This is a genomic window from Chryseobacterium capnotolerans (assembly GCF_021278965.1).
In the GTDB taxonomy this organism is placed as follows: domain Bacteria; phylum Bacteroidota; class Bacteroidia; order Flavobacteriales; family Weeksellaceae; genus Chryseobacterium; species Chryseobacterium capnotolerans.
On the sequence record NZ_CP065589.1, the window covers coordinates 4,357,363 to 4,380,053 of the forward strand.

Consider the following 22,691-nt stretch of genomic DNA (forward strand, 5'->3'; position numbering starts at 1 on the left):
GGGATTTTTTATTGTTAGTCGAAACAAATAAATGGTTTTCTCGGCGGATAGCAGCAATAAGGGTTGCTACAGAAAGTATAGCCTGCTGGGCAGCTTCCTCCATCTACTGGTACCAGGCATGCTGCTGCTGCCCCTCCTAAAACAGTTTTCAACTCTTGTCTGTCTAAATTTTTTAAATTTTTCATAGTTATTTAGTTTAGTTTTAATTTCCTACTCTTTAAGATTTTCGGATTACTCTTTTTATTTCTCACTAATTAGAAATAAATATACAATTTATTTCCTTAAACAACTACATTTCAAATAACTATGATTAAATAAAAGAAATATTTTCATTATTTTAGTCTAATAAAAGGAAAAAACTTACAACCCAATTGTAAGAAAGTTACCATTAACAAAAAAAATTAATTCCATGAAAAAAATGAACGTATCAAAACTTTCAAGAAATGAGCTGAAAGATGTATTCGGAGGATATTTACATCTACCAGAATGTCCCGGAGGCTGCCCTGGTGAAGGTATGATCAGATGCCCTGACGGCTCAACGACTATGACTAATTTTATATGCATGGGTGGAAGATGCGAACCGGCAGCAAGGTGTAAGCCATTAGTTTTGGAACCCTTTCCGGATCCGATTACCTTCACTCCATAACCTGATCGATAAGAAATAAAGTGAGCTTCCTGCTCACTTTTTGATTACTAAAAAATCATTCTACTGGTTCCCAAAACACAGTACCGCTCATCACAGGTTTTTATTATCTTTAAACAAACAAAACCCGCCATGAAAACCATTGAAGAAGTTCTGAAAAAACTCGATGAAATTATCATCTGGTGCAAAGAGAATAAAAGCCCTGCCGGATATTTTGCCTGCACTTACCGCATTATGACAGCACAGGTTTTAAAAGGAATTCAACAAAAGAAGTTTGAGGATAATCCCAGAATGGTTCTGCTTGATTTAGCTTTTGCAGAGCGGTATCTTACAGCATGGGAAAACTACAGCAATGGTAAAAAATGTACCAACTCCTGGTATATTGCTTTCGAAGCTAACAAGAATAAAGACCTTCTGATATTACAGCATATTTTTCTGGGAATGAATGCTCATATCAATCTGGATCTGGGCATTTCTGCCGCCTCTATTATGCCGTACCGAAAAATAAATCCCTTAAAAAGGACTTTGAAAAAATCAATTCTGTTATTGCTTCCATTAATCAGAAAGTTCAGGATTCTCTGAACAAAATATGTTATCCCGTCAACCTCATCGATCAACTGTCTAATGGTAAAGACAATGCTGTATTGGATTTCGCTATATCCAAAGCCAGAGATACTTCTTGGGCTACTGCTGTTATTGCTTCAAACACTCCTAATTTCCTAAAGGAGTCAGTGATCAATATTGTAGATTATGCTGCTGCTAAAGTTGCTACCCAAATCTTGAATCCAAAGATCCTTACTCCTACTCTATTTAAAGAACTGAAGAAATGTGAAAGCAGTGATATTTTGAAGAATATTGAAATACTAGAATCAACGAAAACGATTTAAGGTCAATACAAAAAGGCCGGAATCTTCCTCACGGATCCCGGCCTCATAATGAACAAATAAAAAGAAACTACATTGTTTCCTTATGCTTTTTACGATAAGCATAATAGAACACAATTGGTAATATGGTAAATGATAACAGCATGCAGATAATCAATCCGCCTACAATCATAATTGCTAAAGGTTTTTGAATTTCAGAACCCATTCCGTTGGACATTGCTGCCGGAAGAAGACCCATGGACCCCATCAATGCAATCATCACTACCGGACGAATTCTGCTTTTTACTCCTTCTGAAATAGATTCTTTAAGGGACATTCTGTTCTGAAGATTTTCTTTCATCACTCCAATCAGAACAATACCATCAATCGTAGCTACACCAAAAAGGATAATAAACCCGATCCCTGCTGAGATTCCAAAGATGGTTCCCGTAAACCATAGAGATAAAAATCCACCAATGAATGCAAAGGCTAAGGTAATGGAAGAGATCAGCGTATCTTTTACATTTCCGAAGTTGAAATATAAAAGCATCAGAATAAGCACCAGCGAAATAGGAACTACCATCGCCAATTGCTTTGCTGCTCTTTCTTTACTTTCAAATTCACCAGCCCATGTCATTTTATGATTCTTAGGAAGCTTTACTTCTTTGTCTACTTTTTCTTTTGCTTCTTTAATGGTACTTCCCAGGTCTCTACCTTCTATATTAAATCCTACCCCAATATATCTGCTATTTCCTTCACGGTAAATAAATGATGGTCCGGTATGATAATCAATGGTGGCAATCTCCTTCAATGGTACTTTCTTATTATCCTGAGTCGGGATCAGAATATTCCCCATTTTTTCCGGAGTGTCACGATATTCTTTTTCGAACCTGAGCATCACATCAAACATTCTTTCCTCTTCGTAGAACTTGGTAGCAGCCTGTCCTCCGATTGTCATTTCAATTACCGTCTGGGCATCTGCTGTAGACACTCCATATTTTGCCATTTTAGAATCATGAAGCTGTATTCTGAGCTCCGGAAGCCCGATATTTTTGAAGACATTCACGTCTGAAATTCCCGGAACAGTTCTGATGGAATTGGCGGCCTGATTGGCATAATTTTCAAGTTGAAATAAATCATTCCCGAATATTTTAATCACCAATGGTGCTTTCACTCCTGCCACATATTCTTCCACATTATCCTGAATCGGCTGACTGAATCCAAAATTAATTCCCGGATATTTTTCAAGAGCAACTCTCATTTCTTCAAGGAGCTCATCTTTGGATATTTTTTTCTTCCATTCATTTTCCGGTTTCAGCTGGATATTAAATTCAATATTAAAGAACCCGGTAGGATCTGTTCCGTCATTCGGACGGCCCGTTTGGGTCATTACAAATTTCACTTCATCATACTTCATGAGAATCTCTTTCATTTCTTTGGTCAAACGTACAGATTCATCCAGATTCACACTATTCGGAAGAGTGGCACGTACATAAATAGCTCCTTCATTCAGCTTGGGTAAGAACTCTGAACCGTAGTTTGAAAATCTCCATCCACAAAGTGCAAGCAAAGCAACAAATCCAACTATAAATCCTTTTTTATAACGAACACTGAATTCATAAATTCTATAAATGTTCACCCTGAAGAATCTTGAAATAAAGTTTTCTTTTTCCTCAATATTTTTAGTTAATAAAAGCTTACACATGGCCGGAACATACGTCAAACTCAGGATCAGTGAACCTAGCAGCGCATATCCCAGTGTAAATGCTAAAGGTGAGAACATTTTTCCTTCCACTTTCTGGAAAGAGAAAATAGGCATCAAAGCTACAATCAGTATTAATAGGGCAAAGAAAATATAGCTTGCCACACTTCCTGCGCTTTTTTTGATGATTCCAAGTTTGGAAATTTTATTAAATCTTCGAAGTCCAATCTTTTTGCCTTCAGCTCAAGGGCAACAAATACATGCTCAACGATGACGAGCGTTCCTTCCAGAAGCAATCCGAAATCCAGTGCTCCCATGGAGATCAGGTTGGCCGGAAGTCCCTGAATTTTCAGCATAATAATGGCAAAAAGGAAAGCCAGCGGAATCACTGATGCCACAATAAATGTTGTTCGCCAGTTATAAAGGAAAATAAATACAATGATGGAAACCAAAAGAACTCCTTCAATCAGGTTTTTAGAAACCGTATGAACTGTTGTATTGACTAATTCTGTACGGTCAATGATCGGAACAATCTGAACATCTCCCGGTAATTCACCACCATTTAACTGTTCTATTCTGTCTTTAAGCCTTGCTATTACTTCACTTGGGTTTTCTCCACGAAGCATGATGACAATTCCTTCTACAACATCATTTTCTTTATTATATCCTACCTGTCCCAATCTTGGCTTTGCAGAAACTTTAACTTCAGCAACATGTTTTACCAGAATAGGGGTAGAACCTTTTACTTCAATCTGAATATTTTCAATATCCTCCTTCTTTTCCAAAAGACCAATCCCCCGCACTACATACGCCTGATCTCCTTTTGCTACAACATCTCCACCTACATTAATATTACTCTTCGAAACTGCTTCATACACGTCCAGGGGGGAAAGGTCGTAATTGTGTAATTCCGTAGGATTAATTTTTATTTCATATGTTTTTTCTTCACCTCCAAAGCTTACCACATCAGCAACTCCGGGAACAGCAAGCAATTCTCTTTCAACCACCCAATCCTGAATCGCCGTCACTTCTTTTATTGGTAATTTACTCTTGATGATATAACGGTAAATCTCACCGGTAGCTCCTGATGGAGGTTCAATACTATATTCTGCTCCGGCAGGAAGGTTTACATTTCCCAGTTTATTGGAGGCATATTGCTGTGCATAAAAATCATTGACATGATCATCAAAAATCACAGTAACCACTGATAATCCGAAAAGAGAAATAGATCGTACCGAAGTTTTATTCGGAATAGCATTCATCTCTTTTGAGATCGGCAATGTGACAAACTTTTCTATTTCCTCTGCACTTCTTCCCGGCCATTGGGTAATTACCCTTACCCTAGTATTGGTAACATCCGGAAATGCCTCAATGGGAGTGTGTATATAAGAATAGATTCCTCCAAGCAATAACATGAAAGTTCCTAAAAGAACAATCAGTGAGTTTTTTAAAGAGAAGGAAACTATATTCTGTACAAATTTTCGCATTACTTCTTAGTAGTATTTAATTGGTTTTTCAGGTTCTCATAAATTAACAATCCATTGGAAGCAATTACGTTTTCACCTTGTTTTAAGTTTCCTTCTACATAGATATACTGACTGTTTGAAGCAATCTCTGTTACAGGTCTTATTTCCAGTTCACAATCCTTTTTATATACTACTACATAACTCTGGTTATTATCAAAGATCAAAGCCTTCGCAGGAATTGCCAACGCCGTTTTATTTTGTGAATTAACAGGTAAAACAACATCTGCGGACATTCCCGGTCTTAGTTTCATTCCGTTATTATCCATGATAATCTTAGCTTTCAGTACTCTTTCATTTTCGTTAAAAACCTGAGAAATATTATTGATCTTTCCGGGAAAACTGTCATCAGGATAAGCCAAAGTTTTCACAACTACAGGCTGATCTACATAAACATGTCTCATGTTGGTAGCATATACATTTGCCATCACCCATACTTTATCCAGATTGGAAATCGTAAAAAGCTGGTCGCCACCAGCTGTTACCGGCATTCCTTTGGAAATATTCTTGTTGATGACATATCCGTCGGCAGGCGCTTTAATTTGAAGAGTACTTCCGCCCGCAGAATACAATTGCATATTCTTTTGGGTCTTAGAAATATTGGATTGTAAAATCGTTACTTCTGCTCTTGCTTCCTGAAGATCTTTCTGAGAGGCAATATCATCTTTATACATGGCTTCCACTGAGGACAGTTTTCGTTTAGCAACTGCAAGCTGAGCCTGTAATGTTTGGGTATCATCCTGCATTTCGTTAACCGCTGTACTCTTTACAGAAGCCAGAACCTGTCCTTTTTTACATAATCTCCAAGTGAAAAATAAGTATCGGTAACCACTCCATCCACAAGGCTTACAAAAGGAACTGTTTTATCAGAATTGCTTTCCACTTCTCCGGTAAGGGTGATGCTTTCTTCAATGGGAAGCATTTCTGCTTTAGCCAGTTTAATATCTTTTTTGAGTTCTTGGCTGATACAATAAGTTTTCTCAGCTTCATTAGCAGGCTTATCATCTTTACAGCTTGTAAGTATTACCAGTGCGGATGCATAAATTGCTGCGATATATTTGGTAGTGTTCATTTTCATAAATAGATGTTCATATATTTTAAGACTATGCTGAATGGGTATCTATAAATCCTGCCCTACAACATATTGCAGGTTCTCGTAGTATTGGTTAAGCTCTTTTTTAGTATCCAGAATAATCATTTTATTGCTGATATAGGTATCCAGAAAATCCATATACTCCAGCATACTGATATTCCTTAACCTAAAGTTCTTTTCATGACTCACCAATAAACCATCCAGCGTGGATTCGTAAGTATCATCAATTTCCTCGGAGACCTGTTGGGTACGGATATAGTTCCTGAAAACGGAAACAATTTCATTCTCAGATTTCAACTGATTTTTCCGGGTTTCATTTTTGCTCTTTTCAATTTCAAGCCTGGCTTCCTGAATATTTCCTTTATTCCTGTCGAAGATGGGAAGGTCAACAGAAACTCCCAATCCAATAAAATCTTTCATGATATTTCCGCCACGATCATAGCCAATGGAGACTGCTACATCAGGAGTTTTCATCGCATTTTGAATTTCCAGATTCTTGGCGGCATGTTTCTCTTTATTTTTAGAGATCAGGATATCCGGACGGTTTTCTTTTGCTTTTTCCATCCACTGCGTCAGTTCTATTTCTGAGAGCTGTTTTTCCGGCATGGTAAAGGGATCTGCAATAACAAGATAAGAGTGAGACGGAATCATCAATAAGGCCTTTAACTCTGCCTGCTGGTCTTCAATTTCCTGCTTCAATGACACAAGCTTTTTCTTGAATTCAATTTCCTGAGCCTTCAAACGAATATATTCAGCCTTACTGATATTCCCCAAGGTTAATTGATTATTATAGGATCTTGTTAATTTTTCGATAGAAGCAATTTGTCCTTGATAAATCTTCTGCTGTTCCTGATTATATTGGATTTCAGTAATCGAATTCCTTAAAGTCTTTTTGAGCTCACGCAATACTTCCTGTAATTCATATTTTTCGCCCTCTACTTCTATTTTTTGCAGCTCGATATTTTTTCTTCTCTTTCCTGCGGTTTGAATTACCTGTTCTATTTCAGCAGAAATCTGGGTATTCTTCCCCCAGTTTCCAATCAGTGCAGGCTGCTCTTCAATATCATAAGTCCTCCAGAGGTTGACTTCACTGATGCTTAGTTTAGGATTAGGCCAGTATTTAGCCTGAAGTGCTCTTGCCTCGGCCTGAGAAATTTCTAATTTTTGAGCAATAAGATCAAGGTTATTGGCAAGAAAAATGGTTTCAGCTTCCTTTCTGCCGATCTTCAGAGTATCTGAAACCTGGGCTGAAAAGAAACTGAAACAATGAATATAAAATAGGGTAAAAAAAATCTTCTTCAAGGTCTCTTATTTTAAGACCACAAAGCTATCCGTCTAATATTAGAGCCAATTTCGAATGAAATTAAAATTCAATTAGGCCAACATTAGAGTTTGATTAGAATAGGTTGGGATTTGCTTATGATTCTCGTAGATCATGGAGATTACGCAGATCTTTTTTAACACAAATTGCACAAATACTTTTCACAAATGACACAATTATATTTCGTAAAAAACTTATCCATAAACATCTGTGAAAATCTGAGAAATCTGCGGGAAATTAAATAACAGAAGGAAAAACAAGCAGAACATTAGTCCCCACATCTACTTTAGAATCAATACTCATGATAATATGATGATGATCAAAAATGCTTCTTGATAATGACAGACCAATACCACTTCCTTTAATGCCATCTACATTCTTTCCTCTGTAAAAAGTTTCTGTAATCTTAGCCAGATCATCTACGGGAATTCCTTTTCCCAGGTCTTTCACTTCAATATTCAGTTGATTGTTCTTTTCTGATAAAATAATCTCTACAGGATGCCCATGAGAGTATTTGATGGCATTTTCTACAATATTATATAATGCCAAATAAAGAAGTGTTTCATTTCCTGGAAATTCTAATAAAGAAGGTTTCGTAACCTGAAGTTGGATTTTAATATTGGATTGATTTTCTTTTGCTTTAGGTTCCAGTTTTTCATAAATCTTCCAGATGAGTTCATCTATTCTTACTTGTTGATGGGAAGATTCAAGTTTAGTCATTCCGGACATCAGCAAAAGATTGTTGAGAATATTTTCAATCTCATAGACATTATCCAGAGATTCTTTGGCTACCTTTTTATATTCTTCGGGAGTACGGTCTTTTTGGGCAAAAACTTCAAGGTTTCCGGAAATAGCTGCTAACGGAGTTTTAAATTCATGAGAAACATAGTTGATAAAGTTTTGCTGCAACAGAACATTTTCAGAGATTCTGCCCAATAGTTTATTATAGGATTTAATCAGATCTTCAATTTCATCATTGGTATTGGTGGAGGTAATCGCTGTAGAAATATTATTATAATCTACCTTATTAATTCTTTCTACCACATTTGAAATAGGCTTATAAACAACCTTTGAAAGATAACGGCTCAAGAAATAGATAGCCAGCAGCCCGATAATCAGTACAGAGAGCATGATGATAGAAAGCCTCCAGATCTGTGATTGAAATGAGTCATTCGGGGATTTTACAAAAACCACAAAGTCTCCCTGGTTATCCGGATAAAAAATTCCATAGTAGAATTGATTACCAGACATAAACTGGGTGCCTTTATTGTTTCTCGCAGCCTGTAAATGAGAAGCCTTAATATTCTCATCATTCAGATTCTGCCCAAACGTCACTTCATTATTCTGATTATAAACCGCTACCTGATTATTTTGAATAAGGTGTTTATATTCCTGTTTAATCTGGGCATGTCTGTCTTTGGGTAATTCATCTTTTTCAAGATAATAGATGGCAGAAATCAGAGCTGTATTCCTGAGTTTCTCAAAATAAAAGATTTTGGTACTGTCATAATAAGCAAAAAATATCACCGCAGATGTGATGATAGAAACGATGCCGAACGAAAGGCTGGAAATAAGGGTAAACCTGTTCCTAAGCGTCATTTTAATCTTTAATTAAATATCCTGTTCCTTTTACGGTGTGAATAATTTTCTGCTCCGATTCATCAATTTTGTTACGAACATAGGAAATGTAGACATCCACCACATTGGTAGCACTATCAAAATCAATTCCCCAAACATTGTGCAAGATCTGAGTTCTGCTCAATACCTTATTTTTATTCTCCATCAAAAAAGTAAAAAGTTTGTATTCTGTAGGGGAAAATTCGATCTCTTTATCATTTTGAGTTACCTTATGAAGATCTGTATCAACTGTAATATTGCCACAAGACAATTGGTGATCTTCTTTCTGGTAACTTAGCTTATTTCTTCTGGTTAATGCTTTGATCCTTGAGATCAATTCTTCAAAGTGAAATGGTTTGGATAAATAATCATCTGCTCCTAGATCCAGCATCTTAATTTTATCATCCGGACTGTTCAAAGCACTCAAAACCAAAATCGGAGTATAATTTCCTTTAAATCTTATGATCTGGGTAAGCTGCATTCCGTCCAAACCCGGAAGCATAATATCCATTAATATAATATCAAAATCATAGGCATGAAGAATTTCTCTTGCTTTTTCACCAGAATCAGCAAGCGTCATAGTATGCCCGGCTTCAGAAAGCCCCTTCAATAAGAAACTGCTAATTCTTTGATCGTCTTCTACCAATAAGATATTCATACTATTTCTGAAATTTCCTATAAATATAGGGATTATGATTGAAGAAAGGAAGCCAGAAGAAGGAAGCAAAGACTTTTCCAAGGGTGGGAGGAGTCATTAATAATGATTTAAAACTCTTTGTAGAAATTCGTTGCTCAGCATTAACTTCCAGCCTTTTTTCCTAATTTTGAGGAATGGAGATGACCTATTTAATTATTGGATGTGTTGTTGGTGGAGCCATTGGAGCCATTATATTATATTTTGCCTTGAAATCTTCTACGGTTTCAAGAAGCTCTTATGATGAACTCAATTTCTTACATATCAAAAACAAATCAGATCTGGAGAATTCAAATACAAAAATTCAGGAACTAGCTCAGAATCTTAATAAGGAAAAGGAAATCAATATACAACAACAGGATCTTCTGAATGACCTGAAAAATGAATTTGCCAAACTTTCCGCTCAACATTCTTCACTCAACAGCCAGTTTCATGAACAAAAACAATTAACATTGAAACAGGATTTCCAGATAGAAACCCTTATCGCTGAAAAACAGGATTTCTTTGCTAAGAATTCTGAGCTTTCTGCGCAAAATGAAAGTCTTCAAAAATCCCTGAATACCCAAAAAGAAGAAATTACCAAAATACAGGACGAATCCAAACTGCAGTTTGAAAATCTTGCCAATAAGATCTTAGAGGAAAAAACAGAAAAGTTCACAACTTTAAATCAGAACAATCTTAAGAACATCCTTGAACCCTTTCAGGAAAAAATTACAGATTTAAAGAACAGAGTGAATGAAGCCTATGAAAAGGAAAATAAAGAACGTTTCTCTCTTGCTGAAAAAGTAAAAGAACTGGCAGAACTGAACCAGCAAATCTCCGAAGATGCTAAAAAATTAACTCGGGCCCTGAAAGGTGAAAGTAAAACCCAGGGAAATTGGGGTGAGATGATTCTTGAAAGCATTCTGGAAAAGTCCGGATTGGTAAAAGGAAGAGAATATTTTCTTGAACATGAGCTCCGTGATGAAGATAACAAAGCTTTGTTTTCAGAATTTTCCGGCAAAAAAATGCGTCCGGATGCTGTTATAAAATACCCGGATGAAAGAAATGTCATCATTGATTCTAAAGTTTCTCTTACTGCATTTACGGAATTAGTAGATGAAACCGATCAGGATGTTTATATGATGAAGCTTAATCAACATTTAAGTTCCATCAAAAATCATATTATGCAGCTTAGCCAGAAAGCTTACGATGATTATGGAAAATCACTGGATTTTGTCATGATGTTCATTCCAAGTGAGCCGGCTTATATTGCAGCTATGCAGGCAGACCAAAACCTTTGGAATTATGCCTACGAAAGAAGAATTCTGTTATTGAATCCAAGCAATCTGATCACCTCTTTAAAACTGATTGCAGATCTTTGGAAACGCGAATATCAGAATAAAAATGCCCTTGAAATTGCTGATAGAGGCGCCAGATTATATGATAAATTTGTAGGTTTTGTAGATAATCTTGAAAAAGTAGGCCGAAATCTCGATCTTGCCAAGAATGTTTATAATGATGCTTACAAACAGTTGTATACAGGAAATGACAATCTTGTAATCCAGACTCAAAAGCTGAAATCATTAGGAATTAAAAATAAAAAAGATCTGCCTCAAAGTCTTATTGACAATAGTGATGTACTAGAGTAAACATTAAAATACTATGAAAAAATCAAATCTCATCCTATTAATATGTCTTATTCTTTATATTGCTTCGCTACCTTTCACCGCTGTATATGCAAAAGGTCATGAAATGAGTGGCCTGGCCTGTGCTCTACTGGGTTGGGCAGAAATGGATGGCGGTGGCATAGCATGGCTGGCTAATCCTTTGCTTTTTATTGGAGCTTTTTTCCTATTATTAAAACAAATAAAAATATCCGCAGTGCTCAGCCTCATTGCTTTTGGTCTTACCTTTTGCTATCTATCTGTTGGCGAAATTACAGTCAATGAAGCAGGACACAAATTCCCGATAACAGGATATGGTCCGGGATATTTTCTTTGGGTAGCAAGCTGCTTCTCATTACTGATCGGAACTATTATTCTTATAAAAACACCTGAGAAAATTCAGGATCATCAATAATGTTTTAAAAACAAAATGAGGCAGTCTTTATTTCAGACGGCCTCATCTATTTATTTTCTGATGAACTGAACGGATTTTCCGTTTCCAAGTTTCAGAAAATAGACACCTGAAACAAAATGATGAGTATCAATTTTTTCTTTTTCGGAAATATTTCCTTCTGTTATGTGATTTCCTATAGAATTATACACCGTGTATTTTTGATGCTTACCTACTCCTGAAACCTGAATAAATTCAATGGCAGGATTCGGATATACGGAAAGTTCATTGTGTTTGATTTTCACTTCCTGCGTAGCTAAGGTTCCTGAAACATTAATCTTGCTGCTGAAATCCTGTGTACTCTGCCCATTTCCTGCTGCCGTCCTCCATTGTATAGTATATATTCCTGGATTTGCTGGGTTTTTAATTAGATCCGAAATGATAATCTGAATTTGAGCTCCAGCCGGAATCGCCACTCCACTAGTTGCACCTCCTACAGATAATTGTATTCCGCTACTCCAACTTCCCCCTACTGTTCCAAATGAAGTAGAACAAGGGTAAGCTACTCCATTCACTTTAAAAGTAACATAGGGCTGCAAATTTTTTCCCCCTGATATAACAGGAGCAATTGCTGGAAATCCTGTAGGTAATGAAAGATAAAACACGTTAGGTGTTGAAGTCCCTGTACCAATAGCCACAGAGGTGGTATACTCAAAAGTATAAACAGATGATTGCCCCGCCCCGCCATTACTCACAGTGACGGTTTGTGCTTTAGATAATGAAAGCCCACATAGCAGATTAATCATCAAAACATAGAAAAGTTTCTTCATAAATTCTTTTTTAAAAGGTTGTTTGTATAATAAAAGGCTATTAGTTTTTAATTCTTTTTTTCATCATTTAGTTTTTATTGAATTCAGGTAGTATTCCCTTTCCCAGAAGAAGTCAAGTTACACGGGTTATTGTCCTAAAACTTGCTCTATCATTATGTTTTTGCAAAATTAAATCTTATCTAAAATCATCAAAACTATAGTAAAATCATATTGAAAAAATGATTGAAACACAGATATACCCTTGAATATTAATTTTTTAACCCAATCATTTTATGAATATGATTAATTATTATTTTCATGAAGATTATCAAAACAGTCCGCAACAATAATTTAAATTGAATGTTTGCTTTGTATAAAAAAAATTTAGAGACTATATTTGTCCCTTCTAAAAAATGAATAAAAGCTGAAGGCCTGCTGCGATGAGAATTACTGAATATTACAATAACAGAATACATTCTTTAAAAAAGCAGCTTATTGAAATGTATTTAGCTATTCTGGCAGTCTTTCATATTGTCTCTATCTACATCTATCTGTTCTGGCTAAAAAACACATCTCCGCTTTATTATTTTGCAGGCGCACTGGTATTTTATATTTACTCCTATATACTTATCCGGAGAAATTTTAATATATCCAGGATTGTGAATGCCTATCTTCATTTCAGTTCCTTGTATATTTCAGTCATCATCTTAAACTTTATTGATGATTCTCTTGTAGGATTTATCTGGTTAATGCCTATGCCAATATGTGCCTATGTTTTTTAAAAAGAAAGATGGTTGTCTACTATATGTTTTATACCATTATATTAATGCTGCTCATTATGACATACGCTAAATACTTTGACCATCATTTTTATCAATACGACAAAAAGTATCTCCGTCCGACTAATGCAGCAACTATACTGGCAAACATTTCCTTACTCTGTTTATTTTTATACTACAAGCTCAAAATAGATCATTTAGAATCTAAAGCTTTTGAATACCATATTAAAAGCAAGATGAGGGAAAAACATATACACAAAGCCAATTTTCTTTCAAAAGAACCCCATTATATCATAGAATTATCTGATAAAAACAAAAATGATTTAATAATAATAGACCACCGTAAACTGGAAAGCTTATTTTTGGAATTGGATAAGTACATGAGATACAATAATTACTTCACTAATCCTTCCATTAAAATCTCGGGGCTATGTTCTGAACTAAAAACCAATATCAACTACTTGTCAAGAGCCATTGACTATAAAGGGTATAAAAATTTCAACCAATATCTCAATTCATTAAGAATCAATTATGTAAAAAATCTCATTGAAAAATCAGACTTAACGAAAGTTACTCTCATGTACATTTACACAGGTGCCGGCTTCACAAGCCAGGCAACCTTCAACAGAGTCTTTAAACAGTTTGAAGGAATTACACCCAGCGAATATATTGCCAGCCAGTTGGTTATTGATAAACAAAATACAGACTGATTCATAGGATAACCAATCATTAATTTTATATAATTTTACAAAAGCTGATATAAAATCATTCAGGTATACTTAGATGAAACATCTGCCATCATTAAAACCATATTCTTACCCCAAGTCTGAATCATTTGCAGAAATTCTACTCTCTTCCTTCGGAGCAGGGATTACAGTCTATCTTTTTTTGATTATTTTTCAGCCTTTTGGAACCGAAAGCTTCCATCATCCTTACAAATATCTTCTTCTTTTCCCTTACACCATTATTTTCGGAACGGTATTTTTCATATCCAATCTTTACGTTTCACGTCTCACTGACTGGAATATTGGTTCAGAATTATTAAAAATATTAACCGTACTGTTTTTAGCCTCCATCCTATCCTACTTATATAACTCATTAATTGTCAGTAAAGTCAATCTTAGTTTTGAAAATTATGGATATATGCTTCTTTATTCATTAGCAGTAGGTATTCCCATTTCTACTATTTATGTCTTATCAAGGTATATTTATTTAAAGAATACTCACGAAAATACAGCCCAAAATATTGCGTCAGGCTTACTTGAAAATTCTAAAAACTCACAAGCAAAAACACTTACTATTCAAGCAAATAATATAGAAATTCTCATTTCTACAGAGAGTTTATTATGTATCCAATCTATGGAAAACTATTGTACTTTATACTTTTTAGAAAATAATGAAGTCAAAAAAAAATTACTAAGAATAAGCCTGGCAAATATCTTGCAGCAAACAGAAACTGATGTCATCAAAAAATGCCACCGTTCCTATATTGTTAACCTTGAAAAAGTAAAGAACATCAAAGGCAATGCCCAAGGTTACAAATTAATTCTCGCGGAAATTGATTTCATGATTCCAGTATCAAGAAGTTTTATATCGGCTATTATCCCCAGATTACAACAGCTTAAAAAATAAAAGCTTGCCATTGGTCACTATTTCTTGATGTTCATCACAATACATTGATTCACGTTCTATAAAGCCACATTTTTGCTCAAAATAATTAACATGAGTAAAAATATCCGCTTCTTTTTCATCTTTATCCTTGGCTTTATCGCTTATTATTTATTTGATTTTTATTGTTTTAAAATTATTCAGGAACAATCAAAAGAAATATTCCATAGTAAAGCAATCGCTCATATACTAGCCTATTCAATAACGATAATTCCACTCATTGGTACTGCGAAAATTTTGTTTCCCAAAAAACACGTCTCGGACTTATTTTCATTAAATCAACCAATAAGTACCGGATTTATCCTTTCTTTTTCGCTACTCTCCCGATGCTTATTGGCTATTCTGTTTTCTTCAGTTTATCAAATGAATTGAATATAGAGTCTCTGTTTATCAATACAATTTCATCAGCTTTCTTTGAAGAACTTATTTTCAGAGCCTTTTTGATTGGCCTCTTATTTAAATTTACCAAACTAGGGTTTATTACTTCAATTTTACTGGCTTCATCAATTTTTGCACAGGCTCACCTGTATCAGGGAAGCACAACCATAGAGCTTATACAGGTATTCTCTATCACATTTTTGGGGTCTATCCTTTTCGCATGGGTATATTCTGAATGGAATTTTAATATCTGGACTGCAATATTTTTACATTTCTTCATGAATCTCTATTGGAGTATTTTCACAGTCGATAATAATGCAGCAGGCAATACACTAGGAAACATTTTTAGGTTTGCATCCATATTTCTGGTTATTTTACTCACCATTTATCACAAAAAAAGAAAAAGATTCCTCTTCAGGTCACCTGGAAAAGCCTTTTTATAAAAAGCAAAGAAATACAATCATAAATTTTGCATAATTTTGCAGCATGTTGATCGAAAGTTTTCAAAACGAAAAAATAAAAAATGTCACTAAGCTACTTACTGACAACAGGTTCCGTAAAAAATCAAAGGTTTTTGTTGTTGAAGGACAACAGGAAAATGCCAGAGCCCTGCAATATGATTTTGAACCCGTAGAATTCTTTATCTGTGAAAATATCTTTAAAGAAAAGCTTCCTGAGGGGAAAATCCATTTGGTAAGTGATAAAGTCTATGAAAAGATAGCTTACAGAGGAAGCTCCGAAGGTATTATTGGGGTATACCAGACAAAAGAAAGTACACTTTCATCTTATGTTCCAAAAGATAATGCTACCATTATCATCGTTGAAGGAGTAGAAAAGCCTGGTAATTTGGGAGCTATTTTGAGAAGCTGTGAAGCATTTGGCATTGATGCTCTTATTGTTGCAGACGGAAAAACCGATTTTTATAATCCGAATGTTATCAGATCTAGTGTAGGCTGCCTTTTCGGAATGGAAGTTTATCAGGCTGAAAATGAAGAGACACTTGAGTTTCTTCAGAAAAATAGCTTCAATATGTATACAACATTGATGGATGAGACAGCTGAAGATCTTTATAAAAGGGATTTCACACAACGTTCTGCTGTATTATTCGGGACGGAACATTCCGGATTAAGCAATTTCTGGATAGGAAAAGGTAAAAATACATTAATTCCGATGGCTGGTAGTATTGATTCTTTGAATCTGAGCAATGCTGTAGCAATAACTTGTTATGAATCTTTAAGACAAAAGAAAGGATAAGCTACAGTGAAAGGAAAGTTTGGGGTTGGCCGACAGATCAATACTCTTATACTATTTCTATAATAATATTGCTTCTCTTTTAATTCACAATCACAGTTTTAAGGAAAAGACAATATATAAGCATAAAAAAACCGTTTCACTGGGTGAAACGGTTCTTTTATTTTTAAGCTTAAGCTAGAATTATTTCTTAGCAGCATCTTTAGCAGCATCAGCAGCTCCTTTAGCAGCGTCAGCAGCTCCTTTAGCAGCGTCAGCAGCACCTTTAGCAGCATCTTTAGCAACTTCAGCTCCAGCAGCAGTAGTAGCAGCAGCAGCATCTTTAGTAGCTTCTACAGCAGTAGTAGCAGCAGAATCAACAACTTTAGCAGCAGAATCAGTTACAGTAGCAGCAGAATCAGCAACAGTAGCAGCAGCAGAATCAGTTGTACCTTCAGTAGCTGTAGCGTCAGTTTTTTTACAAGCAACTAGAGAGATTGCAGCGATAGCAGCTACGAATAATGACTTTTTCATAATAAATTAAATTTAATTTTGTTAATATTGTTTTATAAAATTTTCTTCTGTTCTGTTATTTGAACAAGACAAAGGTATAGCAGTTAGAAAATTTGTTTATGAAAAATAATTGTAATACCTTTGTAAAATAGTTTTACAAAAAAACATAACTGATAATCAACAATTTAATTATTTTAAAAAAAATTGACAGATTTAGATCTATTACACTTTGAGCAGCTAAAAAAGGATGTCCAAGGTCAATATTTAAAAGAACACACCCCATCACAGGATGATATATCCAAGTGGAAGGGTATAGATATCATATATTTTCAGGAAGACCTGCGCAAAAAAGCCAAGGGCAACATCAGTGAAAAATCATTTTACACCTATTTCAAAACTTCACCAGTTACTAAATTACCCAGAATAGACATGCTCAATTTATTGAGTATTTATGCAGGTTATGACTCCTGGTACGAATTCAAAAAGCAGCATCTTTTTGCCGGGGAATTACTTCAGGAAATTGAAAATCTTGATGAAGAAGATATGAATGATTTGGAAGAAACAGTTGCTGCAGCTCCAGATCTTCCAAAAACTGAAATTCAGCCTAAAAAAAACGAATTCCACCCCCAAGAAAACACTGATTTACAAAAATCAAATACTGAAAATCAACAGGTTAATAAAATACAGCCTAAACAAAACGAAGTTGAAATTTCGGCAATACCGGCCAAGAAAAATTTCCTGACAAAGAATGCCTGGGCATTGATTACTTCCGTTTTAATTGCAATAACAGGTTTACTGGGATTCAAGGATGTACTTTTTTCAAAAACCTATACGTATTGCTTCATTGATAAAGACAGAGGAGTTTCTGTGATTAACACATTAGACATCATGGTTATCAAGGAAAATGAATCTCCGTTGATGTATAAAATCAAACCTGGGGAATGTTTTTCTTATTCAACCAAAGATAAAAATCTGAAGATGAAGATCAGCGCTGCGTTTTATGAGCCGCTGGATGTAAACAGAAACCTTGAAAATGCTCCTGAAGAAGAAAAAATTGAGCTTAAGCCTGATGATTATAAAATGGCAGCCTATTATTTCTCAAGAAAAGATATTACAGGAAATTCTGAAGAACAGGTGGCCCTTATCAAACAAAAAAGGAATCAACTGGAAAACCTGATCAGCAATAATGCTGTAATCTATCAGGTATATGACAATAACACCTATGGTATTGAAAGATTAGACAAACAAAAGTATATCACCCTCGTTACTACTCCTACTACATCTCTAAAAAACCTGAATGTAATAGAAATGAAAAAAGACAACGGTAAGATCGTATCCATTAAATTCAAAATTGCGACTACAGATGAAAAGAATAAATAATTTTTTAATCCTCACTATACTTCTGACTTTATTTACTGCCTGTACTAAAAAAACAGAAGCAAGTGATCTAGATAAATTAAGAAACAGCAACAACACAAAAAGTTATCCAGCTGTACAAATGGACAGTATGCAGGCTATTAACTCTATCACCAAACAAAAAGTTCAGGAACTTCTTGATCTTTCTACTCTTTATATTAGTGGTAATAGAAATACTGAAGTAGATAGTTTTATCTATTCACAAATGGAAAGTTATTTCCACAAACCTGATTCTTTAACCTTCAAAAGAATGTTTAAAGAATTAGACAGCATGAAAGTGAAAGCTGCAAAGGTAAATTCTTTGAACGTTTATAAGGAATTTTATAAAAAGGACACTTTAGACTACGCTAAGTTCAATGTAGAATACTTTGATGATAAAAATAAGTCATTGGGAAACTTCGAAAAGAATGCTCAGTATATATTACTGTCAACATCCAAACAGAAAAAAGAATTTAAGTTTTACTTTTTAGATTTCTATTCTAAACCGCTGAAAAAAGACAGTACTTCTGTAGGCGTAACCAAGTAGTCAAGAGGAATATCATTTTCCCAGACATCAGCAATATACTCATCGGGGCCAAAATAATTGACTCCGATTTTTTTTGTCTCTGGAGATATATTTTGAAAAAGCCCATCATAAAAGCCTTTTCCGTATCCTACCCTATTCCCTTTCGGGTCACAATATAAAAGCGGAGTGATGACATAATGAAAAAACTCTTCTCCGGAATCTTCATTGGAAACAGGCTCGGAAATCCCCCAATTGTTTGTTTCAAAAACAGTACCCTTGAAAATTTCAATAGCAATCAGTTTATCTTCTACAATTTTAGGCACGTAGACATGACTATTTTGTGCTAACAAATAATCAATGAGGATTCGGGTATCAATCTCATTAAACTTCTCAATGGGAACAAAAACATGGATCTTCTGCCCTGCCTGAGGCTTAAAGTAAGTAACGAAATTCTGAAAAATATTTTCAGATAACAAGAAAGCCTCATCACGAGACAAGGCTTTTCTTTTTGCATATATTTTTTTCTAAGCTCAGCTTTCAACATAAGCGTTATATTATTTTTACTGAACGTTGTCTTTATACATTACGCATTTTCAGCAGGTTCAAGAATTTTATACAGTTTGTCTGATAAACGAACTCTGAACGGAATTTCAAAAGTAATCTGATCTCCCTGTTTTGCTGTTTCACAAGGTCCTCCATTTGCATAGATCTGAGTAATCGTAAGTTCCTGTTCTCCTGTTGTAGGACCAGAAACCAATACTTTATCTCCTACTGACAGTTCTTTATTTTCAATTAAAAACTGTCCGATTTTTGATTTTGAGAAATAATGTTCTGCCTTTCCAACCAATACCTTTTTAACCGATATTTTCTGACGGATATTCTTAGTCTCAGCTTTTGCTAAAGGAGCTTTAGGCAGCTCTCCTGAATTTTTAAACTTCAGGGCATCAGATTTTCCTTTTCTGAATACTTTATTCCCAACCTGCAATCCTTTTCTCAACTTCACCTGCTCATCCCAAGGTAAATGAATAATATCCAGACATTCTGTAGAACAGCAGTTCTCCATTGCAGCCTTACATTCATCACACTGAATGAATAAAAGATGACAGGCATCATTGGCACAATTGGTATGATTGTCACAAGGTTTTCCACATTGGTGGCACTGTGCAATAATATCATCCGTAATTCTTTCTCCTAAACGATGATCGAAAACAAAGTTTTTACCGATGAATTTACTTTCGATTCCTTCATCTTTGATCTGACGGGTATATTCAATAATCCCGCCTTCCAGCTGGAACACATTTTTAAACCCCTGATGTTTGAAGTATGCACTTGCCTTTTCACAACGGATACCACCGGTACAATACATCAATAGGTTTTTATCTTCTTTGAAATCCTGTAGTTGTTCATTGATGATTGGTAAACTTTCTCTGAAGTTTTCCACATCCGGAGTAATAGCCCCTTCAAAATGCCCTACTTCACTTTCATAATGATTTCTAAAATCAACTACAATCGTATTAGGATCATCAAGCATATTATTAAACTCCTGAGCCTTTAAGTGAATCCCTTTGTTGGTTACATCGAAAGTCTCATCATTCAGACCATCAGCAACAATTTTATGTCTTACTTTAATCGTCAACTTTAAAAAGGAATGATTGTCCTGCTCTACCGCTACATTCAAACGGATTCCTTTCATAAAGTCATATACCTCTAACGTATCACGAAAAGCTTCAAATTGATCTGCAGGAACACTCATCTGAGCATTAATTCCTTCATGGGCAACATAAATACGGCCAAGCGCATCCAGGGCATTCCAGGCTATGAATAAGTCGTCACGAAATTTTTTAGGGTCTTCAATTTTAGCGTACGCATAGAAAGATAGAGTAAGACGTTCCTTACCAGCTTCATCAATAAGTTTGGCTCTTTCTTCTGCGCTTAAGGTGTTATACAGTTGCATGCTATAAACGTTTTAAGTGAGAAAAATATTTTTGCAAAGATAGACATTTTCAAATTAAAGTCTTTTCATGAGGCAGATGATAATTGACAGATACCTGCCGGTATGAGTAATGAAAGTTATTTTTTTATGGTATTTTTATGAGAACATTTTGTCATATTTGATTTAATTTTTTTTTAAGTTTTGTTAACTATGGCCTTAACAATTATGACATAATGTATAAAATGATATAATAGCAGTTAAATTTTAGTTAAAATTGAAACATAGCATACTAATTGCTTACTTATTTAACATTAAATTTGTTTACTCAAAAACATAAAATAAAAATTAATTAATAAACAAGAAAGATATACAATGAAGAGTACTTTAAAAAAACTATTACCATTTGCAGTAGTTGGAGTTATTTCTGGAGCTACTACCGTTGGAGCTATACAATATTTCGGACATGGCTCCAATAATGGAGATCAATCATTTTTTACTACATCCGCACCCAATACTTCATTCGCTGGAATGAATACGGGAGCTGTAGGTGATGACTTTGTAAAAGCAGCCAAAACAACTGTTCCGGCCGTAGTTACTATTAAAAATTATCAAAGCAGAACAGCAAGCAGAGCTACAGAACAGGATCTGTTCGATTATTTCTTTGGAGATCCGTTCGGAGGAAGAGGCCAGCAAAGACAGAAGCAACAGCAGGTTCCGGACAACATGCCTTCAGGAATGGGTTCTGGAGTAATCATTTCTCCTGACGGTTATATTATCTCAAACAATCACGTTGTAGCAGGTGCTAATAAACTAGAGGTTGTACTAAGCAACAAAAAATCATATATCGCTACTTTAGTAGGAACTGACCCTAACACGGACATTTCTCTATTAAAGATTGAAGAAAAAGGACTTCCTTACTTAAATTTTGCGAACTCTGACAATATCGATGTAGGACAATGGGTATTGGCTGTAGGAAATCCACTGGGATTGAATTCCACTGTAACGGCGGGTATTGTTTCTGCTAAAGGAAGAGGAATTGGCATTTTAGGAAGCCAAGGGAAAGCAAGCAATCCAATTGAAAGCTTTATTCAGACAGATGCTGCCATTAACCCTGGAAACTCCGGAGGAGCTTTAGTAAACACCAATGGTGAACTTATTGGAATCAACTCTGCTATTCAATCAACGACAGGATATTATCAGGGATACGGATTTGCAGTACCATCTAACCTGGCAAGAAAGATCGTTGAGGATATCAAGAAATTCGGTATTGTACAAAGAGGATTTTTAGGGGTTTCATCACTAGACCTTTCAAATGACCAACAAGTTCAGGCCTATAATAAACAATTCAAAACCAATATTAAATCAGGCAGCGGAGTGTACGTAACAGGATTTGGAGACAATAGCGGCGCAGAAGATGCAGGACTGAAAAAAGGAGATATCATTACAAAAATAGATAACTATGACATCACTGATTTTGCAGACCTTTCTATGTCAATCGGAAGCAAACGTCCGGGTGATAAAGTTCAGGTAACCTATTCAAGAAATGGTAAAGAATCTACAACAAATGTAACATTGAGAGATCAGAAAGGGGGTACTTCTACCAGAACTAAAGCTGACCTTAGTGTAACAGAAAAAATCGGGGCTGAGTTTGATCCTCTTAACGAAAGATTCAAAACTGAATATGGGTTGAATAGTGGTGTAGTTACTAAAAACGTATCTGAAGGCGGTGAAATGGCTAAAATTGGTATCGTAGACAATTACATCATCATTGAAGTAAACGGTAAGCCGGTAAATTCACAAAAAGACATCGAAAACATCCTGAATAAATACCAAGGAAATGTACAGGTGAAATTTGTAGATGATTACGGAAGAATGTATACAAAAGGATTTAAAATGCCTTAATCAATAAACTAAACAATAGTTATTTCATATCAAAGAAAAACGCTGCAAAGATTTGCAGCGTTTTT

Annotated in this window: 20 protein-coding genes and 2 pseudogenes; 11 read left to right on the forward strand and 11 right to left on the reverse strand. The window is 35.2% G+C overall.

Translation table 11 applies throughout. The features are described from left to right. Nucleotides 1-14 precede the first annotated feature (14 nt). On the reverse strand, nt 15-185 hold the full coding sequence (locus tag H5J24_RS20980; protein WP_167386955.1) for a bacteriocin-like protein: 171 nt from the start codon (nt 183-185) through the stop codon (nt 15-17). A 224-nt stretch (nt 186-409) separates the two neighbouring features. Between H5J24_RS20980 and H5J24_RS20985 the strand changes: the two genes are divergently transcribed. Next, the gene (locus tag H5J24_RS20985) at nt 410-646 is read left to right on the forward strand and encodes a hypothetical protein (protein ID WP_068940306.1); all 237 of its coding nucleotides are present in this window, start codon (nt 410-412) and stop codon (nt 644-646) included. Nucleotides 647-775: 129 nt separating this feature from the next. Continuing rightward, nucleotides 776-1,530: pseudogene (locus H5J24_RS20990) on the forward strand (DUF5995 family protein). A gap of 67 nt (nt 1,531-1,597) precedes the next feature. On the opposite strand, the pseudogene H5J24_RS20995 reads toward H5J24_RS20990, so the two are convergent. The 6 genes and pseudogenes from H5J24_RS20995 to H5J24_RS21020 all read right to left on the reverse strand — a co-directional run bounded on the left by H5J24_RS20995 (nt 1,598) and on the right by H5J24_RS21020 (nt 9,420). Continuing rightward, nucleotides 1,598-4,695, reverse strand: a pseudogene (locus H5J24_RS20995) (efflux RND transporter permease subunit). Continuing rightward, nucleotides 4,695-5,477: an efflux RND transporter periplasmic adaptor subunit gene (locus H5J24_RS21000; protein ID WP_488153949.1), complete on the reverse strand. Its 783-nt coding sequence runs from the start codon at nt 5,475-5,477 to the stop codon at nt 4,695-4,697. The pseudogene H5J24_RS20995 and the gene H5J24_RS21000 overlap by 1 nt, the downstream one beginning before the upstream one ends. 20 nt (nt 5,478-5,497) lie before the next feature. Then, nucleotides 5,498-5,809: a hypothetical protein gene (locus H5J24_RS21005; protein ID WP_232815830.1), complete on the reverse strand. Its 312-nt coding sequence runs from the start codon at nt 5,807-5,809 to the stop codon at nt 5,498-5,500. 42 nt (nt 5,810-5,851) lie between these two features. Next, on the reverse strand, nt 5,852-7,126 hold the full coding sequence (locus tag H5J24_RS21010; RefSeq protein WP_068940310.1) for a TolC family protein: 1,275 nt from the start codon (nt 7,124-7,126) through the stop codon (nt 5,852-5,854). Between the two features lie 256 nt (nt 7,127-7,382). Beyond that, on the reverse strand, nt 7,383-8,744 hold the full coding sequence (locus H5J24_RS21015) for a HAMP domain-containing sensor histidine kinase (RefSeq protein WP_068940312.1): 1,362 nt from the start codon (nt 8,742-8,744) through the stop codon (nt 7,383-7,385). A 1-nt stretch (nt 8,745) separates the two neighbouring features. After that, a complete protein-coding gene (locus H5J24_RS21020) occupies nt 8,746-9,420 on the reverse strand; it encodes a response regulator transcription factor (RefSeq protein WP_068940897.1) in 675 nt (224 codons plus the stop codon). Nucleotides 9,421-9,593: 173 nt separating this feature from the next. Between H5J24_RS21020 and H5J24_RS21025 the strand changes: the two genes are divergently transcribed. Both H5J24_RS21025 and H5J24_RS21030 read left to right on the forward strand, forming a co-directional pair. After that, on the forward strand, nt 9,594-11,087 hold the full coding sequence (locus tag H5J24_RS21025; RefSeq protein ID WP_390881168.1) for a DNA recombination protein RmuC: 1,494 nt from the start codon (nt 9,594-9,596) through the stop codon (nt 11,085-11,087). A gap of 13 nt (nt 11,088-11,100) precedes the next feature. Then, nucleotides 11,101-11,517, forward strand: a complete 417-nt coding sequence (locus tag H5J24_RS21030; RefSeq protein ID WP_068940313.1) for a hypothetical protein — start codon at nt 11,101-11,103, stop codon at nt 11,515-11,517. Nucleotides 11,518-11,567: 50 nt separating this feature from the next. Here H5J24_RS21030 and H5J24_RS21035 read toward each other — a convergent pair whose 3' ends face one another. Continuing rightward, nucleotides 11,568-12,323: a T9SS type A sorting domain-containing protein gene (locus H5J24_RS21035; RefSeq protein WP_068940315.1), complete on the reverse strand. Its 756-nt coding sequence runs from the start codon at nt 12,321-12,323 to the stop codon at nt 11,568-11,570. 769 nt (nt 12,324-13,092) lie between these two features. On the opposite strand from H5J24_RS21035, the gene H5J24_RS21040 reads away from it, so the two are divergent. From H5J24_RS21040 to H5J24_RS21055, 4 genes are all read left to right on the forward strand, one after another. Further along, nucleotides 13,093-13,791: a helix-turn-helix domain-containing protein gene (locus H5J24_RS21040; protein ID WP_232815831.1), complete on the forward strand. Its 699-nt coding sequence runs from the start codon at nt 13,093-13,095 to the stop codon at nt 13,789-13,791. Between the two features lie 178 nt (nt 13,792-13,969). Continuing rightward, nucleotides 13,970-14,713: a LytTR family DNA-binding domain-containing protein gene (locus H5J24_RS21045; RefSeq protein WP_167386956.1), complete on the forward strand. Its 744-nt coding sequence runs from the start codon at nt 13,970-13,972 to the stop codon at nt 14,711-14,713. Nucleotides 14,714-15,075: 362 nt separating this feature from the next. Continuing rightward, nucleotides 15,076-15,570, forward strand: a complete 495-nt coding sequence (locus tag H5J24_RS21050) for a CPBP family intramembrane glutamic endopeptidase (protein ID WP_232815832.1) — start codon at nt 15,076-15,078, stop codon at nt 15,568-15,570. 43 nt (nt 15,571-15,613) lie between these two features. Beyond that, a complete protein-coding gene (locus tag H5J24_RS21055; protein ID WP_068940323.1) occupies nt 15,614-16,381 on the forward strand; it encodes a TrmH family RNA methyltransferase in 768 nt (255 codons plus the stop codon). A gap of 180 nt (nt 16,382-16,561) precedes the next feature. Here the strand turns inward: H5J24_RS21055 and H5J24_RS21060 are convergent, their stop codons facing one another. Next, nucleotides 16,562-16,891: a hypothetical protein gene (locus H5J24_RS21060; protein WP_065395887.1), complete on the reverse strand. Its 330-nt coding sequence runs from the start codon at nt 16,889-16,891 to the stop codon at nt 16,562-16,564. Between the two features lie 183 nt (nt 16,892-17,074). Here H5J24_RS21060 and H5J24_RS21065 point away from each other — a divergent pair, with 183 nt between their 5' ends. Together H5J24_RS21065 and H5J24_RS21070 are read left to right on the forward strand one after the other, a co-directional pair. Next, nucleotides 17,075-18,250 (forward strand): hypothetical protein, encoded by a 1,176-nt coding sequence (locus H5J24_RS21065; RefSeq protein WP_068940324.1) that lies wholly within the window; start codon nt 17,075-17,077, stop codon nt 18,248-18,250. Next, nucleotides 18,234-18,812, forward strand: a complete 579-nt coding sequence (locus H5J24_RS21070) for a hypothetical protein (RefSeq protein WP_068940326.1) — start codon at nt 18,234-18,236, stop codon at nt 18,810-18,812. Before H5J24_RS21065 ends, H5J24_RS21070 begins: the two co-directional genes overlap by 17 nt. Here H5J24_RS21070 and H5J24_RS21075 read toward each other — a convergent pair. Together H5J24_RS21075 and trhO are read right to left on the reverse strand one after the other, a co-directional pair. Continuing rightward, nucleotides 18,761-19,288, reverse strand: coding sequence for a 5-formyltetrahydrofolate cyclo-ligase (locus H5J24_RS21075; protein WP_232815833.1), 528 nt, complete (start codon nt 19,286-19,288; stop codon nt 18,761-18,763). The two genes, H5J24_RS21070 and H5J24_RS21075, sit on opposite strands and share 52 nt — an antisense overlap. Before the next feature lie 86 nt (nt 19,289-19,374). After that, nucleotides 19,375-20,745, reverse strand: a complete 1,371-nt coding sequence (gene trhO / locus H5J24_RS21080) for an oxygen-dependent tRNA uridine(34) hydroxylase TrhO (RefSeq protein ID WP_068940328.1) — start codon at nt 20,743-20,745, stop codon at nt 19,375-19,377. Between the two features lie 351 nt (nt 20,746-21,096). Between trhO and H5J24_RS21085 the strand changes: the two genes are divergently transcribed. Continuing rightward, complete coding sequence (locus tag H5J24_RS21085; protein ID WP_068940330.1) at nt 21,097-22,626, forward strand: trypsin-like peptidase domain-containing protein; 1,530 nt, start codon at nt 21,097-21,099, stop codon at nt 22,624-22,626. Nucleotides 22,627-22,691: the final 65 nt, after the last annotated feature.